Source organism: Pseudomonas sp. fls2-241-R2A-110 (assembly GCF_030209165.1).
Classification (GTDB): Bacteria; Pseudomonadota; Gammaproteobacteria; order Pseudomonadales; family Pseudomonadaceae; genus Aquipseudomonas.
In genome coordinates this window covers 52,522-67,707 of sequence record NZ_JARVSN010000014.1, presented here as the reverse complement: position 1 = coordinate 67,707, position 15,186 = coordinate 52,522, and the positions used below count along the sequence as shown (strand labels likewise).

General features: G+C 59.0%; 17 protein-coding genes. All 17 read right to left on the bottom strand.

Annotated features, from left to right (window positions below; all coding sequences use genetic code 11):
• Positions 1 to 149 precede the first annotated feature (149 nt).
• The 17 genes from der to iscR all read right to left on the bottom strand — a co-directional run bounded on the left by der (position 150) and on the right by iscR (position 15,128).
• Positions 150 to 1,619: a ribosome biogenesis GTPase Der gene (der, locus tag QRN31_RS12250; RefSeq protein WP_090180494.1), complete on the bottom strand. Its 1,470-nt coding sequence runs from the start codon at positions 1,617 to 1,619 to the stop codon at positions 150 to 152.
• Positions 1,620 to 1,759: 140 nt separating this feature from the next.
• On the bottom strand, positions 1,760 to 2,911 hold the full coding sequence (gene bamB / locus QRN31_RS12245) for an outer membrane protein assembly factor BamB (protein ID WP_222588328.1): 1,152 nt from the start codon (positions 2,909 to 2,911) through the stop codon (positions 1,760 to 1,762).
• Positions 2,904 to 3,545 carry a tetratricopeptide repeat protein gene (locus QRN31_RS12240; protein WP_222588329.1) on the bottom strand — a complete coding sequence of 214 codons (642 nt, stop codon included), beginning with the start codon at positions 3,543 to 3,545 and terminating at the stop codon, positions 2,904 to 2,906. Before QRN31_RS12240 ends, bamB begins: the two co-directional genes overlap by 8 nt.
• Before the next feature lie 40 nt (positions 3,546 to 3,585).
• A complete protein-coding gene (hisS, locus tag QRN31_RS12235) occupies positions 3,586 to 4,875 on the bottom strand; it encodes a histidine--tRNA ligase (protein WP_090180486.1) in 1,290 nt (429 codons plus the stop codon).
• Positions 4,876 to 4,912: 37 nt separating this feature from the next.
• The gene (ispG, locus tag QRN31_RS12230; protein WP_008147751.1) at positions 4,913 to 6,022 is read right to left on the bottom strand and encodes a flavodoxin-dependent (E)-4-hydroxy-3-methylbut-2-enyl-diphosphate synthase; all 1,110 of its coding nucleotides are present in this window, start codon (positions 6,020 to 6,022) and stop codon (positions 4,913 to 4,915) included.
• 3 nt (positions 6,023 to 6,025) lie between these two features.
• Positions 6,026 to 7,078 (bottom strand): RodZ domain-containing protein, encoded by a 1,053-nt coding sequence (locus QRN31_RS12225; RefSeq protein WP_285432248.1) that lies wholly within the window; start codon positions 7,076 to 7,078, stop codon positions 6,026 to 6,028.
• Entirely contained in the window at positions 7,078 to 7,836 is a 759-nt protein-coding gene (gene pilW / locus QRN31_RS12220; protein WP_222588332.1) for a type IV pilus biogenesis/stability protein PilW, read from the bottom strand. Before pilW ends, QRN31_RS12225 begins: the two co-directional genes overlap by 1 nt.
• Positions 7,837 to 7,848: 12 nt before the next feature.
• Positions 7,849 to 8,997 (bottom strand): dual-specificity RNA methyltransferase RlmN, encoded by a 1,149-nt coding sequence (rlmN, locus tag QRN31_RS12215; protein ID WP_046054692.1) that lies wholly within the window; start codon positions 8,995 to 8,997, stop codon positions 7,849 to 7,851.
• Positions 8,998 to 9,025: 28 nt separating this feature from the next.
• Positions 9,026 to 9,451 (bottom strand): nucleoside-diphosphate kinase, encoded by a 426-nt coding sequence (gene ndk, locus QRN31_RS12210; protein ID WP_007903599.1) that lies wholly within the window; start codon positions 9,449 to 9,451, stop codon positions 9,026 to 9,028.
• An 88-nt stretch (positions 9,452 to 9,539) separates the two neighbouring features.
• Positions 9,540 to 9,740 carry a Fe-S cluster assembly protein IscX gene (iscX, locus tag QRN31_RS12205; RefSeq protein ID WP_285432245.1) on the bottom strand — a complete coding sequence of 67 codons (201 nt, stop codon included), beginning with the start codon at positions 9,738 to 9,740 and terminating at the stop codon, positions 9,540 to 9,542.
• 14 nt (positions 9,741 to 9,754) lie between these two features.
• Entirely contained in the window at positions 9,755 to 10,096 is a 342-nt protein-coding gene (fdx, locus tag QRN31_RS12200; protein ID WP_222588333.1) for an ISC system 2Fe-2S type ferredoxin, read from the bottom strand.
• Positions 10,097 to 10,098: 2 nt separating this feature from the next.
• Positions 10,099 to 11,961 (bottom strand): Fe-S protein assembly chaperone HscA, encoded by a 1,863-nt coding sequence (hscA, locus tag QRN31_RS12195; RefSeq protein ID WP_285432244.1) that lies wholly within the window; start codon positions 11,959 to 11,961, stop codon positions 10,099 to 10,101.
• Between the two features lie 51 nt (positions 11,962 to 12,012).
• The gene (gene hscB / locus QRN31_RS12190; protein WP_285432242.1) at positions 12,013 to 12,534 is read right to left on the bottom strand and encodes a co-chaperone HscB; all 522 of its coding nucleotides are present in this window, start codon (positions 12,532 to 12,534) and stop codon (positions 12,013 to 12,015) included.
• A gap of 8 nt (positions 12,535 to 12,542) precedes the next feature.
• On the bottom strand, positions 12,543 to 12,866 hold the full coding sequence (iscA, locus tag QRN31_RS12185) for an iron-sulfur cluster assembly protein IscA (protein ID WP_007903589.1): 324 nt from the start codon (positions 12,864 to 12,866) through the stop codon (positions 12,543 to 12,545).
• Positions 12,867 to 12,900: 34 nt separating this feature from the next.
• On the bottom strand, positions 12,901 to 13,287 hold the full coding sequence (iscU, locus tag QRN31_RS12180) for a Fe-S cluster assembly scaffold IscU (RefSeq protein ID WP_003443374.1): 387 nt from the start codon (positions 13,285 to 13,287) through the stop codon (positions 12,901 to 12,903).
• A gap of 83 nt (positions 13,288 to 13,370) precedes the next feature.
• On the bottom strand, positions 13,371 to 14,585 hold the full coding sequence (locus tag QRN31_RS12175) for an IscS subfamily cysteine desulfurase (RefSeq protein ID WP_090180466.1): 1,215 nt from the start codon (positions 14,583 to 14,585) through the stop codon (positions 13,371 to 13,373).
• 51 nt (positions 14,586 to 14,636) lie between these two features.
• Complete coding sequence (gene iscR, locus QRN31_RS12170; protein ID WP_007903581.1) at positions 14,637 to 15,128, bottom strand: Fe-S cluster assembly transcriptional regulator IscR; 492 nt, start codon at positions 15,126 to 15,128, stop codon at positions 14,637 to 14,639.
• Positions 15,129 to 15,186: the final 58 nt, after the last annotated feature.

Below are 15,186 nucleotides of genomic sequence, written 5' to 3'. Positions count from 1 at the left end.
CCTGCTCAACACCCGGCTCTAACGGCGGCGCGGGAGAGCCCGAGGATAGCCCATCCGGCGCCCATAAAAAAAGGGCACCCATTGGCGGGTGCCCTCTCTATGTTGATCGTTCCCACGCCGGAGCGTGGGAACTATCATTGAAGCTGCTTCTACTTCTTATCGCGGCGCTTTTTGTCGGCTTTCTTGTGGTGCGACATCATGCGACGCTTCTTGTTGACCTGGCGGTCGGTCAGCGTGGTCTTTTTGCCTTCGAACGGGTTCTCGCCGCCCTTGAACTCGATACGGATCGGCGTACCGACCAGCTTCAACACGCGACGGTAGGTGTTTTCCAGGTAACGAACGTACGACTTCGGCACCTTCTCGATCTGGTTACCGTGGATCACGATGATCGGCGGGTTCGCACCACCCAAGTGGGCATAACGCAGCTTGATCCGGCGGTTGTTGACCATCGGTGGTGCGTGCTCGCCAACCGCATCTTCCAGAATCTGGGTCAGGCGGTTGGTCGGCCAGCGGGTGACCGCAGACTTGAACGAGTTCTGTACGGACGCGTAGAGGTTGCCCACGCCAGTGCCATGCAGGGCCGAGATGAAGTGGATGTCGGCGTAGTCAACGAAGAACAGTCGACGTTGCAGCTCGACCTTCACGAAGTCGCGCTCGCTTGGCGTCATGCCGTCCCACTTGTTGATCGCGATGACCAGCGCACGACCCGACTCAATGGCAAAGCCCAGCAGGTTGAGGTCGTGGTCCACCACGCCTTCGCGGGCGTCCATCACAAAGATCACCACGTTGGCGTCTTTGATCGCTTGCAGGGTTTTGACCACGGAGAATTTTTCGACTTCTTCGTGGATCTTGCCGCGCTTGCGCACACCGGCGGTGTCGATCAGCGTGTACTTCTCGTCGTTACGCTCGAACGGGATGTAGATACTGTCGCGGGTGGTGCCGGGCTGGTCATAGACGATTACCCGGTCTTCACCGAGCATGCGGTTGACCAGGGTCGACTTGCCGACGTTCGGGCGGCCGATGATTGCGATCTTGATCCCGTCTTTTTCGCTTGGACCAGGAATGCGCTTGGCTTCCTCGCCTTCGGCAACGATCTCTTCTTCGCCTTCTTCCTGCTCATCTTCGTCTTTCGGGAAGTCGCTCAGGGCGATTTCCAGCATCTGGGTGATGCCACGACCATGAGCACCGGCGATTGGAATCGCGTGGCCCATGCCCAACGGGGCGAATTCAGCGCGGGCCATTTCAGGGTCGATGTTGTCGACCTTGTTAGCCACTACGTAGGAACGCTTGTTACGTTTGCGCAAATGCTCGGCGATCATCTGGTCGGCGGCGGTGAAACCGGCCTTGGCATCTACCAGGAACAGAACGACATCCGCTTCTTCAATGGCCAGCAGCGATTGCTCGGCCATTTTTTCGTCCATACCGTGCTCGTCACCGGAGATACCGCCGGTGTCGACCAGAATGTAGGAACGCCCTTGCCACTTGGCCTCACCGTATTGGCGATCACGGGTCAGACCGGACAAGTCGCCGACGATGGCGTCACGAGTCCTGGTCAGGCGGTTGAACAAGGTGGACTTGCCGACGTTCGGTCGGCCCACCAGGGCGATTACGGGAACCATGCGGCTCTCCACTTCGTTATTTCAGAAAATACAAAAGCCGCTGCGAGGCAGCGGCTGGTGCTCGGGGCAGCGCTTGAGGGCGCTGCGAACCCCGTGGTTACGGGGCTGCCTGGGGACTAACCCCAAGCATAGTCAAACCTTTACTTAATGGTCAGGGCTTCCAGCTTGCCACTGTTGCCATAGACATAAATCGTGTCACCCACCACCAGCGGACGGGCACGCAGGCCGTCGCTGTCGATGCGCTCGCGACCGACGAAACGACCGTCCACCTGGCTCAGCAGGTGCAGGTAGCCTTCCATGTCGCCGACTGCAACGTAGCTGGAGAACACTTCCGGAGCCGACAGTTGACGACGGGCCAGCGAATCGTTGCTCCACAAGGCTGTGGTGGAACGTTCGTCGACGCCTTCAACGGTGCCCGAAGACAGGCTCACGTAAACGTTGCCAAAACCCTGGGCGACACCGGCATAGCTGGAAGCATCACGCTGCCAGAGCTGACGACCGCTTTCCAGGTCCAGTGCCGCAACGCGACCCTGGTAGCTGGCAACGTACAGAGTGCCGCCGGACAACAGCAGACCGCCGTCGATATCGACAACGCGCTCCAGTTCCGAACGACCCTGTGGAATCGCAACCCGTTGTTCCCATACCGGCACGCCGTTGGAAATATCGAGAGCGACCACTTTACCGGTCGACAGGCCAGCCACAGCGAGGCGGTTGGTCACGATCGGTGCGCTGGTGCCGCGCAGGGTCAGGACCGCAGGCGTGCTGTCATACAACCAGCGCTGGTTGCCGGTGGCGGCATCCAGACCGATCAGACGGTCGTCCTGAGTCTGAACCACAACCACGTCACCGTTGTTGGCCGGCGGTGCGAGTACTTCGCTGGACACGCGAGCGCGCCATTTCTCTTCACCGTTGATAGCATCCAGGGCAACGATTTCGCCCTTGAGCGTACCGAACGTAACCAGACCGTAACCCACGCCAACGGCGCCGGAAACAGGCAGATCAAGATCCTTCTTCCATTTGACGTCGCCGTTGCTGCGATCCATCGCCATCACCACACCAGTGACGTCCGCGGCATAAATGGTATCGCCGTCGATCGCCGGAACCAGCATGTTGTAGGTTTCGCCCTGACCGTTACCGATCGAACGACTCCACTGCTTGTGCAGAACCACTTCTTCCTTGAAGTCGGTCAACTCGGCCGGAGGCAATTCTTTTTTGCCGTTGCTGCTGCAACCCGCGGCCAATATGGCCAGAGCCAGCAATGCTGCATGTTTCCAACGAATCACGTCACGCATCCCCTTTGGCCAGGTCGTCCAGCTTGATTTGTAGGCCACCGACTGCCGCTTCATCCGACAGTGCCGCCTTGGCTTTTTGATACGCCGTATTTGCTTCGTCGGTACGACCCAACTGCACCAGCAGGTCACCCTTGAGTTCTTCGCGAGTAGCCAGGAACGCCTTGTCGGCATCGCCTTCGAGCAGCTTCAAGGCCTCATCGGCCTTGTTCTGCGCGGCCAGTACCTGCGCCAGACGCTGACGGGCGATTTCGCCCAGCGCCGGGTTTGCCGGTTTGTCGACAATGGCTTTCAGTTCGGTGCCAGCATCGTCCAGCTTGCCGCTGTCGACCGCGACTTTCGCCACGAACAGGCTGCCGTACTGCGCATAAGCGGTGCCGCCGAACTCGCTTTTAAGCTTGCCGGCCAGATCCGAAACACGGGCAGCGTCAGGCTTGCCGTCAGGCGTCAGCGTGGTTTCCAGCAGTTGCTGATAGAGAATCGAGGCAGTTTGCGACTGATTGCTCTGATACTTGTGAAAGGCCTGCCAGCCGAACACGATGACCAGCGCCAACAGGCCGCCAGTGACCAGGGGCTTGCCGTTGCGTGTCCACCAGTCCTTCAAATCCGCCAGCTGTTCGTCTTCGGTACTCGACACCCCAATACTCCTTAATCGCTAATTCGGCTGTTTGACAGCTTCAACCCTGCACGACGCAGGTGGCCAGGTGTGCAGCAAGCGCATCCCAGGCAATGCTTTGTTGTTCGCCCTGGCCACGCAGGGGTTTGAAACCTACCACTTGCTGGGCCATTTCATCGTCGCCGAGGATCAGCGCGTACAGCGCACCGCTCTTGTCGGCCTTCTTGAACTGGCTTTTGAAGCTGCCGGCGCCGGCATTGATCTGCAGGCGCAGGTTTGGCAACTGATCACGAACCTTCTCGCTCAACGTCAGGGCAGCCAGTTCGGCCGCCTCGCCGAAGGCGCACAGGTAGACATCAACCTGACGGGAGATTTCTTGCGGAATCTGTTCCAGGGTTTCAAGTAGCAGCACCAGGCGCTCGATACCCATGGCGAAACCTACGCCCGGGGTCGGCTTGCCGCCCATCTGCTCGACCAGACCGTCGTAACGACCACCGGCACATACGGTGCCCTGGGCGCCCAACTTGTCGGTGACCCATTCGAAAACGGTCTTGCTGTAATAATCCAGCCCGCGAACCAGCTTCGGGTTGATGACATAAGGAATACCGGCGGCGTCCAGGCGAGCCTTCAGGCCCTCGAAGTGCACGCGGGATTCTTCGTCCAGGTAGTCGGCCATTTTCGGCGCATCGACCAGGACTGCTTGAGTGTCGGCGTTCTTGGTGTCCAGAACCCGCAGCGGGTTGGTCTTCAGACGGCGTTGGCTGTCTTCGTCCAGTTGATCCAGGCGGGCCGAAAGGTATTCGACCAGCGCTTCGCGATAACGACCGCGAGACTCGCTGGTGCCCAGGCTGTTGAGTTCAAGCTTGACCGCATCACGGATGCCCAGCTCGCCCCACAGGCGCCAGGTCAGCACGATCAGCTCGGCATCGATGTCCGGACCGTCGAGGTTGAACACTTCGACACCGATCTGGTGGAACTGACGATAACGGCCTTTCTGAGGACGTTCGTGGCGGAACATCGGGCCGATGTACCAGAGTTTCTGCACCTGGCCGCCGCCGGTGATGCCGTGCTCGAGCACCGCACGCACGCAGGCTGCCGTGCCTTCCGGACGCAGGGTCAGGGAATCGCCGTTGCGGTCGTCGAAGGTGTACATCTCTTTTTCGACGATGTCGGTCACTTCACCGATGGAGCGCTTGAACAGTTCGGTGAACTCGACGATCGGCATGCGGATCTGCTTGTAACCGTAGTTATCCAGCAAACGCGAGACGGTGCCCTCGAAATGACGCCACAGGGGTGTCTGATCGGGCAGGATGTCGTTCATGCCACGTATGGCTTGCAGAGACTTGCTCACTATAAATCCTTAAATTCGTTCAGCGCTTTAGTCGGGCTCAGCCACGCGCGATAACGGCAGCGTCGGCTTCGACCTTTTCGGCCGCTTTCTGGCGGATCAAGCGTTCGAGCTCATCCACCAGATTGTCATTCGTCAGTTTCTGCGACGGTTTGCCGTCGATGTAAATCAGGTTTGGCGTGCCGCCGGTCAAGCCGATATGGGCTTCCTTGGCTTCACCCGGCCCGTTGACCACGCAACCGATGACCGCGACGTCCAGCGGCACCAGCAGATCTTCGAGGCGCCCTTCCAGCTCGTTCATGGTCTTGACCACATCGAAGTTCTGCCGCGAGCAGCTCGGGCAGGCGATGAAGTTGATGCCACGGGAACGCAGGTGCAGGGACTTGAGAATGTCGTAGCCGACTTTCACTTCCTCGACCGGGTCGGCCGCCAACGAGATGCGGATGGTATCGCCAATCCCTTCGGCGAGCAGCATACCGAGGCCTACGGCGGATTTCACCGTGCCTGAACGCAAACCACCGGCTTCGGTGATACCCAAGTGCAGCGGCTGGACGATTTCCTTGGCCAGCAAGCGGTAGGCGGCGACGGCCATGAACACGTCGGAGGCTTTCACGCTGACCTTGAAGTCCTGGAAGTTCAGGCGTTCAAGGTGCTCGACGTGACGCAAGGCAGACTCGACCAGCGCAGCCGGCGTTGGCTCGCCGTACTTCTTTTGCAGGTCTTTTTCCAGGGAGCCGGCGTTGACGCCGATGCGGATCGGAATCCCGCGGTCGCGAGCGGCATCGACCACCGCGCGCACACGGTCTTCACGACCGATGTTGCCCGGGTTGATCCTCAGACAGTCAACGCCCAGTTCGGCTACGCGCAATGCGATCTTGTAGTCGAAGTGAATGTCGGCCACCAATGGCACCTTGACCAGTTTCTTGATCTTGCCGAAAGCCTCGGCGGCATCCATATCCGGCACAGAGATGCGCACGATATCGACGCCCGCTGCTTCCAGGCGATTGATCTGGGCCACGGTGGCGGCCACGTCATTGGTGTCGCTGTTGGTCATGCTCTGCACAGCGATAGGTGCATCGCCGCCCACAGGCACGTTACCGACCCAGATCTTGCGGGATTCGCGACGTTTGATTGGAGATTCGCCGTGCATGACTTATTGACCCAACTTCAGGCGAGCAGTCTCGCCACTGGTGAACGGAGCGACATCAACCACCTGACCGTTGTAGCTGACTTGAGCGCCACGGGCGAAGCCCAGACGCACTGAAAACGGTGGTTTGCCGCTGACAGAAACATTTTCGCCTTTGCGCTTGAGACCGCTCAACAACACCTTGCCGGTGCCGTCGCTCACTTGCGTCCAGCAATCAGCCGTGAATTGCAGTTGAACCTGGCCTTGGCCGGCCACCGGAGCAGCTGCTGCGGCTGGAGGAATGGTCGGTGTCACCGATGCACTTGCCGGCGGGGTCGACACGACAGGGGCTGTCGGCGCAGGCGAGAGCGGTGTCGTGACGGCTGGCGCGGTGCTGTGAGCCTGGGCCGCGACAACTGGCGCGGTGCTATGAGCCGGGGCCGCAGGCGTTGGCGCAGGCGCTGTCGGCGCGACCGCTTCAGCGGCTGCCGGTGCTTCGGCGGATGTCTCGGCTTGTGGCAATGCAAGTGCGGTGGTGCCTTCAGCCTGACCTTGCGCGACAGCCTGGTCTTCCGGCTCGTCCAGCGGATGGATCTGGGTGGTGCCGTCGGCGCCTTCGACTTCAACGTGTTCCGGAGCCAGGGTGGTCAGGTCCTTGGTACGCGACGAAGTTTGATCCTGCCACCAGACAAAACCACCGCCAATCACCGCGATCAGCAATAGCAGGCTGACGATACGCAAAATAGTGTGGGAAACCCGAACCGGCTCTTCGATGCGACCCAGGCTGTGGACATTGCTGCCTTGGGAGTCGGTACCGGTGGATTGGTCGAACTGTTGGACCAGAACGGTCTGGTCCATGCCGAGCAGCTTGGCGTACGCGCGAATATAACCGCGAGCAAAGGTGTGCCCAGGCAGCTTGTCGAAAGCGCCCGCTTCCAGATTACTCAAGGAATTGACGGTGAGGTTGAGCTTGAGGGCCACTTCGGCCAGCGACCAGCCATTGCTTTCGCGGGCCTGGCGCAAAGTCTCACCGGGGTTAACGCGATTCGCTGCTACAACTTCGGGATGCGCCGCTTTCATCATTGCTCCGACAGGTATTGCTGATATTCCGGCGTACCGGGATAGAGTCGTTTTAATTGCAGGCCTGCACTTGCAGCCTTGTCGCGATCTTCAAACACTTTTGCCAGCCGAACGCCGAGCAATAGACTACGTGCATTTTGTTCGGTGAGCAGGCTAAAACGATCGTAGTAGTCACGCGCGGGCACATAATGCCTGTCTTCGAAGGACAACTCAGCCATTTCCAGCAATGCACGTGGTTGTTGGCGGTTCAAACGCAGGGCTTTTTCCAGCTGCTGCTTCGCCAGATCACGTTCCCCCAGCTTCGAAGCCGTCATGCCGAGGTTCTCGAACACCCGCGAACGCTCAGGATACAGGGTATCGGCGGCGGCCTGTTCAAAGCGCTCGTAAGCTTCCTTGTAACGCTTTTCTTCGAAAAGAAAGCTGCCGTAGTTGTTCAGTATTCGTGCATCGCCGGGACGTGAAGACAGTGCCTTGCGAAAATGTTCGTCCGCCAGCTCCGGCTCCATCTCAGCCTGGAACACCAGCCCCAAGGCCGCATTGGCGTCAGGGTCAGAGCTATCCAGATCCAGCGCCTTCTTCAACGGCACCTTGGCGCGCTCGGTCATGCCCTGCTGCAAGTAGCCCAAGCCCAGTTGCACGTAGGCGGTGCGCGCTTCATCGCGGCCCTTGCTGGTCTTCATCGGGTTGAAATCGCCCGACAGGACGCAACCAGCACACAGGCTGGCCAGCAGCAACAGCAGCGCAAAGCGCAGGGACATAGAGATCCTCTCTTAATTATTGTTCGCAGCGTTCTGTGCGATATCGTTTTCGGCGCTCAGCTCGCGCACGGCGATATAACGTTCGCTGCGACGGGTGCGATCCAGCACCTGCCCTACCAATTGGCCACACGCGGCATCGATGTCTTCACCGCGAGTGGTGCGTACGGTGACATTGAAACCGGCATGGTGAAGCTGATCCTGGAACCGGCGAATCGCGTTGTTGCTCGGGCGCTCGTAACCGGAATGCGGAAACGGGTTGAACGGAATCAGGTTGATCTTGCACGGGATGTTCTTGAGCAGCTCGATCATCTCAACGGCATGCTCGACCTTGTCGTTGATGTCCTTGAGCAAGGTGTACTCGATGGTCAGCACGCGCTTTTCGCCCAGGGACGACATGTAGCGCTGGCACGACTCGAGCAGCATCTTAAGCGGATACTTCTTGTTGATCGGCACCAATTGGTTACGCAATGCGTCGTTTGGTGCGTGCAGCGACAACGCCAGGGAGACGTCGATGTGCTTGGACAGCTCATCGATCATCGGCACCACGCCCGAAGTGGACAGGGTTACGCGGCGCTTGGAGATCCCGTAGCCCAGGTCATCCATCATCAGATGCATGGCGGCCACGACGTTGTCGAAGTTCAGCAGCGGCTCACCCATGCCCATCATCACCACGTTGGTGATGGCACGGTCGGCGGTTGCCGGGATGCTGCCGAACGATTTATTGGCAATCCACACCTGGCCGATGACTTCGGCGGCAGTGAGGTTGCTGTTGAATCCTTGCTTGCCGGTGGAGCAGAAACTGCAATCCAGGGCACAGCCTGCCTGGGACGAAACGCACAAAGTGCCGCGTTTGCCCTGGGGAATGTAGACGGTCTCGACGCAGCTACCGGACGCCACGCGCACCACCCACTTACGGGTGCCGTCGGTGGAAATGTCCTCGCTGACCACTTCGGGACCGCGAACCTCAGCAATCACCTTGAGCTTGTCGCGCAAGGCTTTGCTGACGTTCGTCATGGCGTCGAAATCATCGACGCCAAGGTGGTGAATCCATTTCATTACCTGACCGGCACGGAAACGCTTCTCCCCGATTGAGTCGAAGAATTTTTCCATTTCCTGTTGAGTCAGACCCAGCAGGTTGGTTTTTACAGTCGATGTAGTCATGGATTCACCTTCACTCTTAAGCCAATGCTTAGCGAGTGGTTACTTCAGTAGCTGCGAAGAAGTACGAGATTTCGCGAGCAGCAGCGGCTTCGGAGTCCGAACCGTGTACAGCGTTGGCATCGATGGAGTCAGCGAAGTCAGCACGGATGGTGCCAGCAGCAGCTTCTTTAGGGTTGGTAGCGCCCATCAGCTCACGGTTCAGAGCGATAGCGTTTTCGCCTTCCAGAACCTGAACGACAACTGGACCGGAGATCATGAAAGCAACCAGGTCGTTGAAGAAACCACGAGCGCTGTGCTCAGCGTAGAAGCCTTCAGCTTCAGCTTTGGACAGTTGCTTCAGTTTCGAAGCTACAACGCGCAGGCCTGCTTTTTCGAAACGAGTGGTGATCTCGCCGATGACGTTTTTTGCAACAGCGTCAGGCTTGATGATGGAGAAAGTACGTTGAACAGCCATGGTGTAACTCCAGAAACGGTAATTTGTGAAAAATTAAACCCGCGAATTATACGCGGGTTCTTGGGTATTGCCTAACCTGCAGCGTGGCTCAGTCGCGTTCTTCGATCCAGTGGGCTTGGATAGCCTCCAGGACCTTCTCACCACAATGCTCAGGCTTGTCGTCGAACTCGGGCAATTCCATCACCCATTTGCGCAGATCGACGAAGTTGACCGACATAGGGTCAACACCGGGCTTGCTTTCAGCCAGCTGGATCGCGATCTCCAGCACATCAGTCCACTTGAGACTCATGACAATTCCTTGAATCAGTGCGGCGCTTCGGCTGCATGGTTGAGCGAATATTTCGGAATTTCGATGGTCAGGTCTTCAGTCCCGACTTTTGCCTGACAGGCCAGACGCGACTGCGCCTCCAGACCCCAGGCCTTATCAAGATAGTCTTCTTCCAGCTCGTCAGCTTCTTCCAGCGAGTCAAAGCCTTCGCGGACCAGGCAGTGACACGTTGTGCAGGCGCAAACGCCGCCGCAAGCGCTTTCCATCTCGATATGGTGTTCGTGAGCCAGTTCGAGGATGGAGATGCCGGGCTCAGCCTCGACAACCATGCCGTCCGGGCAAAACTTCTCGTGTGGCAGAAAAATGACCTGCGGCATCGTTATTCCTCAATCTCATTCAGGTTGCGCCCCGCCAGCGCGGCTTTCACCGTCGAATCCAGGCGGCGGGCAGCAAAGGCGTCGGTCACTTGCGACAGACGCTTGGTCTGCTGCTCGATGGCGTAACCATCGGTACCTTTCATCAGTTCGGTCAGTTCCTGCATCTGCAATTCGATGACCATGCGCTCTTCGGCATCGAGCAGGCGGTCGCCGTCGACATCCAGAGCGCCTTGCACGGCTTCGATCAGACGCTGGGCATCGACCTGATGCTCACGCAGCACGCGGGCGACTTTATCGTCGTTGGCATGCTGGAACGAATCCTTGAGCATCTTGGCGATCTCGCCGTCGGTCAGGCCGTAGGACGGCTTGACCTGGATGCTGGCTTCAACGCCCGAACCCAGTTCGCGCGCCGAAACACTGAGCAGACCATCGGCATCGACCTGGAAGGTCACGCGAATTTTCGCCGCACCGGCCACCATCGCCGGAATGCCGCGCAATTCGAAACGTGCCAACGAGCGGCAGTCGCTGATCAGCTCGCGCTCGCCCTGCAGGACGTGAATCGCCATGGCCGACTGGCCATCTTTGTACGTGGTGAAGTCCTGGGCGCGGGCAACGGGAATGGTGGTGTTGCGTGGAATCACCTTTTCCATCAGGCCGCCCATGGTTTCCAGCCCCAGGGACAACGGAATGACGTCGAGCAGCAGCAGTTCGCCGCCGTCGCGCTTGTTGCCCGCCAATGTATCGGCCTGGATCGCAGCACCAATGGCCACCACTTGATCCGGATCGATTTCGGTCAACGGCTGACGACCGAAGGCTTCGGCAACTGCTTCGCGAACACGCGGCACGCGAGTCGAACCGCCGACCATGACCACCGCGTGCACTTCTTCCAGCTCAACGCCGGAATCACGCACTGCGCGACGGCAAGCTTTCAAGCTGCGAGCAACCATCGGCTCGATCAGCGCATTGAAGGCTTCGCGGGTCAGCTCGGCTTTCCAGTCGCCATAAGCGACTTCAACGGAAGCGGCATTGGTCAGCGCTTCCTTGGCCGCACAAGCGGCTTGCAACAGATGACGCTGCGCGCCCGGATCGAGGTCGGCGGACAAACCGGCGCTCTCGATGATCCAGCCAGCAATCGCGTGATCGAAATCGTCGCCGCCCAGGGCGCTGTCGCCACCGGTGGCGAGCACTTCAAACACACCGCCAGTCAGGCGCAGAATCGAAATATCGAACGTACCGCCGCCCAGGTCATAAATGGCAACCAGGCCTTCGGCGTGTTGATCCAGACCGTACGCCACGGCAGCGGCAGTCGGCTCATTGAGCAAGCGCAGCACGTTCAGACCGGCCAGCTTGGCCGCATCCTTGGTGGCTTGACGCTGAGAGTCGTCGAAATAGGCTGGAACGGTGATCACCGCGCCCACCAACTCGCCACCCAACGTCGCTTCGGCGCGCTGACGCAGCACTCTGAGGATATCGGCGGAGACTTCAACCGGGCTTTTCGGCCCCTGAACCGTGTCAATGAACGGCATGTGCGATTCGCCGCCGACAAAGCGGTACGGCAGTTGATCGCCCAATTGCTTGACGTCGGACAGACCACGACCCATCAAGCGCTTGACCGACAGCACGGTGTTCAAGGGATCGGTAGCGGCAGCCAGCTTGGCCGACTCGCCCACTTCGACGCGGTCGGCGTGGTAGCGCACGGCGGACGGCAGGATGACCTGCCCGTCAGCGTCGGCCAGGGGCTCGGAAAGACCACTGCGCAACGCAGCGACCAGCGAATTGGTAGTGCCCAAGTCGATCCCCACAGCCAGACGACGCTGGTGCGGTTGAGGACTTTGGCCGGGTTCGGCGATCTGCAGTAGGGCCATCGTGATCAGGACTTATCTGTATATCAGGCGTGCGACCGGAGCGGCACTGGGTTAATCGTCGAGGCGCTCTTCTAACTGGCGCACTTCGTAGGTGAGCTTGTCGAGGAACTGCATGCGCCGCATCAGGCGTTCGGCCTGCTCACGTTGCGCTGCATCATTCCAACAGGCTGCGAAGCTTTGGTTCAGTTCATCCTGCGCCGTTTTCAGGCGACGCTTGAACGCTGCAATACCGGCCATGTCGGCGCTGTCTTGCAGGTCTTCGAGCTCTTCACGCAACTCCATCTGCTGCAGAAGAAACTCCGGATCATGCACCGTGACCTCCAGCGGCAGCTCGCGACCACCCATGGCGAGCAAGTAACGCGCGCGCTTGGGGGGACTTTTGAGCGTCTGGTAGGCCTCGTTGAGGCTCGCGGATTGCTCTAGCGCCAGCCGTTGCTCGCGCTCGGAAGCATCCGCAAAACGGTCCGGATGAACGCCGCGCGCCAACTCACGGTAGCGCGTAGCCAGCTGGTCGAGATCCAGATTGAAGCTCGGTTGCAGCTCAAATAAAGCGAAATGACAAAGAGTACCCACAAGCAGCCTCAGATGTTGAAGCTTTCGCCGCAGCCACACTCACCGCGCACGTTGGGGTTGTTGAACTTGAAGCCTTCGTTCAACCCTTCCTTGACGAAATCGAGCTCGGTGCCGTCCAGGTACGCCAGGCTTTTCGGGTCGATGATCACTTTCTCGCCGTGACTTTCGAACACCTGATCCTCTGCAACCACCTCGTCGACAAACTCCAGCACGTAGGCAAGGCCGGAACAGCCTGTGGTACGAACACCCAGACGAATCCCTTCACCTTTGCCGCGCCCGTTGAGGGAGCGCCGCACGTGTTGAGCAGCCGCTTCTGTCATGCTGATAGCCATCGGTGACTCCTTACTCGTCGCCAAATCTTGAAAGTCAGATCAAGCCTTTCTTCTGCTTGTAATCGCGAACAGCCGCTTTGATAGCGTCTTCAGCGAGTACGGAGCAGTGAATTTTTACCGGCGGCAGTGCCAGTTCTTCGGCCAGCTGAGTGTTCTTGATGGTCTCTGCTTCATCCAGAGTCTTGCCTTTCATCCACTCGGTCGCCAGGGAGCTGGAGGCGATAGCCGAACCGCAACCGTAGGTCTTGAACTTGGCGTCTTCGATGATGCCTTGCTCGTTGACCTTGATTTGCAGACGCATTACGTCGCCGCACGCTGGCGCGCCGACCATGCCGGTGCCGACATCCGGGTCTTCCGCGTCCATCTTGCCGACGTTACGCGGGTTTTCGTAGTGGTCGATGACCTTTTCGCTGTAAGCCATGATTCTTAATCCTCACTCATCAGAGAGTCGCTCTAGAGCCCTACACCCGAAGGTTCACAGGGCCGGTTGGCGGCGACTTGAAATCAGTGTGCCGCCCACTCGATTTTCGAGATGTCGACACCGTCTTTGTACATGTCCCACAGCGGCGACAGGGTGCGCAGCTTGGTAACGGCCTCGCAGACTTTCTTCGCGGCGTAATCGATTTCTTCTTCGGTGGTGAAACGACCGAAGGTGAAGCGGATCGAGCTGTGTGCCAGTTCGTCGTTGCGACCCAGGGCGCGCAGCACGTACGAAGGCTCAAGGGACGCCGAGGTGCAGGCCGAACCGGACGAAACCGCCAGGTCCTTGAGCGCCATGATCAGCGACTCGCCTTCAACGTAGTTGAAGCTCAGGTTCAGGTTGTGCGGTACGCGAGCGGTCATGCTGCCGTTGACGTACAGCTCTTCCAGGCCTTCGACCTGCTTGAAGAAACGGTCGCTCAACGCTTTGATGCGCACGTTCTCGGCAGCCATGTCTTCCTTGGCTACACGGAAAGCTTCACCCATGCCGACGATCTGGTGGGTCGCCAGGGTGCCGGAACGCATGCCACGTTCGTGACCGCCGCCATGCATGGTCGCTTCGATGCGAACACGCGGCTTGCGGCTGACGTACAACGCGCCGATGCCTTTAGGGCCGTAGGTTTTGTGAGCCGAGAACGACATCAGGTCGACTTTCAGCTTCGACAGGTCGATCTCGACCTTGCCGGTGGACTGAGCCGCGTCGACGTGGAACAGAATGCCCTTGGAGCGGGTCAGTTCGCCGATGGCTTCGATGTCGTTGATGGTGCCGATTTCGTTGTTCACGTGCATGACGGAGACCAGGATGGTGTCATCGCGCAGCGCGGCTTCAATCATTTCAGGGGTGACCAGACCATCGGTGCGAGGCTCGATGTAGGTCACTTCGAAGCCTTCACGTTCCAGTTGGCGCATGGTGTCGAGGACAGCCTTGTGCTCAATCTTGGTGGTGATCAGGTGCTTGCCCTTGGTGGCATAGAAATGCGCCGCACCCTTGATAGCCAGGTTGTCGGACTCGGTAGCACCGGAGGTCCAGACGATTTCACGCGGATCGGCGTTGACCAGGTCAGCGACCTGACGACGAGCGTTTTCGACGGACTCTTCAGCTTTCCAGCCGAATACGTGGGAACGGGACGCCGGGTTACCGAAGTTTCCGTCGACCAGCAGGCATTCACTCATCTTTTGCGCGACACGCGGATCAACCGGGGTGGTCGCAGAGTAATCAAGGTAAATCGGCAATTTCATGGACTATCTCCTAAATCAGGCTGGCTGGCGTGCCGCTTGGCTCTTTGGCTGTCATTCGACGGCGGACGCTTCAATCTTGTCCAGGCGTGGCGCCTTGCTGTTGCAACGGCGCTGGTCCTGACGCTGGGCTACTTCTTGTACCTCACGGCGAGTGACAAGGTCAGCCAAGCTGATACCGCTCAGAAATTCGTGAATCTGCAGGCTCAGATCGCACCACAAGTGGTGAGTCAGGCAGGTGTCGCCTTGATGGCAATCACCCTGGCCCTGGCATTTGGTCGCATCGACCGATTCGTTTACCGCATCGATCACCTGGGCGACCTGGATGCCCTGCATGTCGCGGGACAGTTGGTAGCCACCGCCTGGGCCACGAACGCTGGAAACCAGATTGCTGCGGCGCAATTTGGCGAAAAGCTGTTCGAGGTAGGACAGGGAGATGCCTTGGCGCTCGGAGATATCGGCCAGGGACACCGGCCCGTGCTGCGCGTGCAACGCCAGGTCAAGCATGGCGGTCACGGCGTATCGGCCTTTTGTAGTCAGTCGCATGGACAATTACCACGGAGTTCGGAATGGGGCGAGTATGCAATTCCCGAGTGTTTAAGTC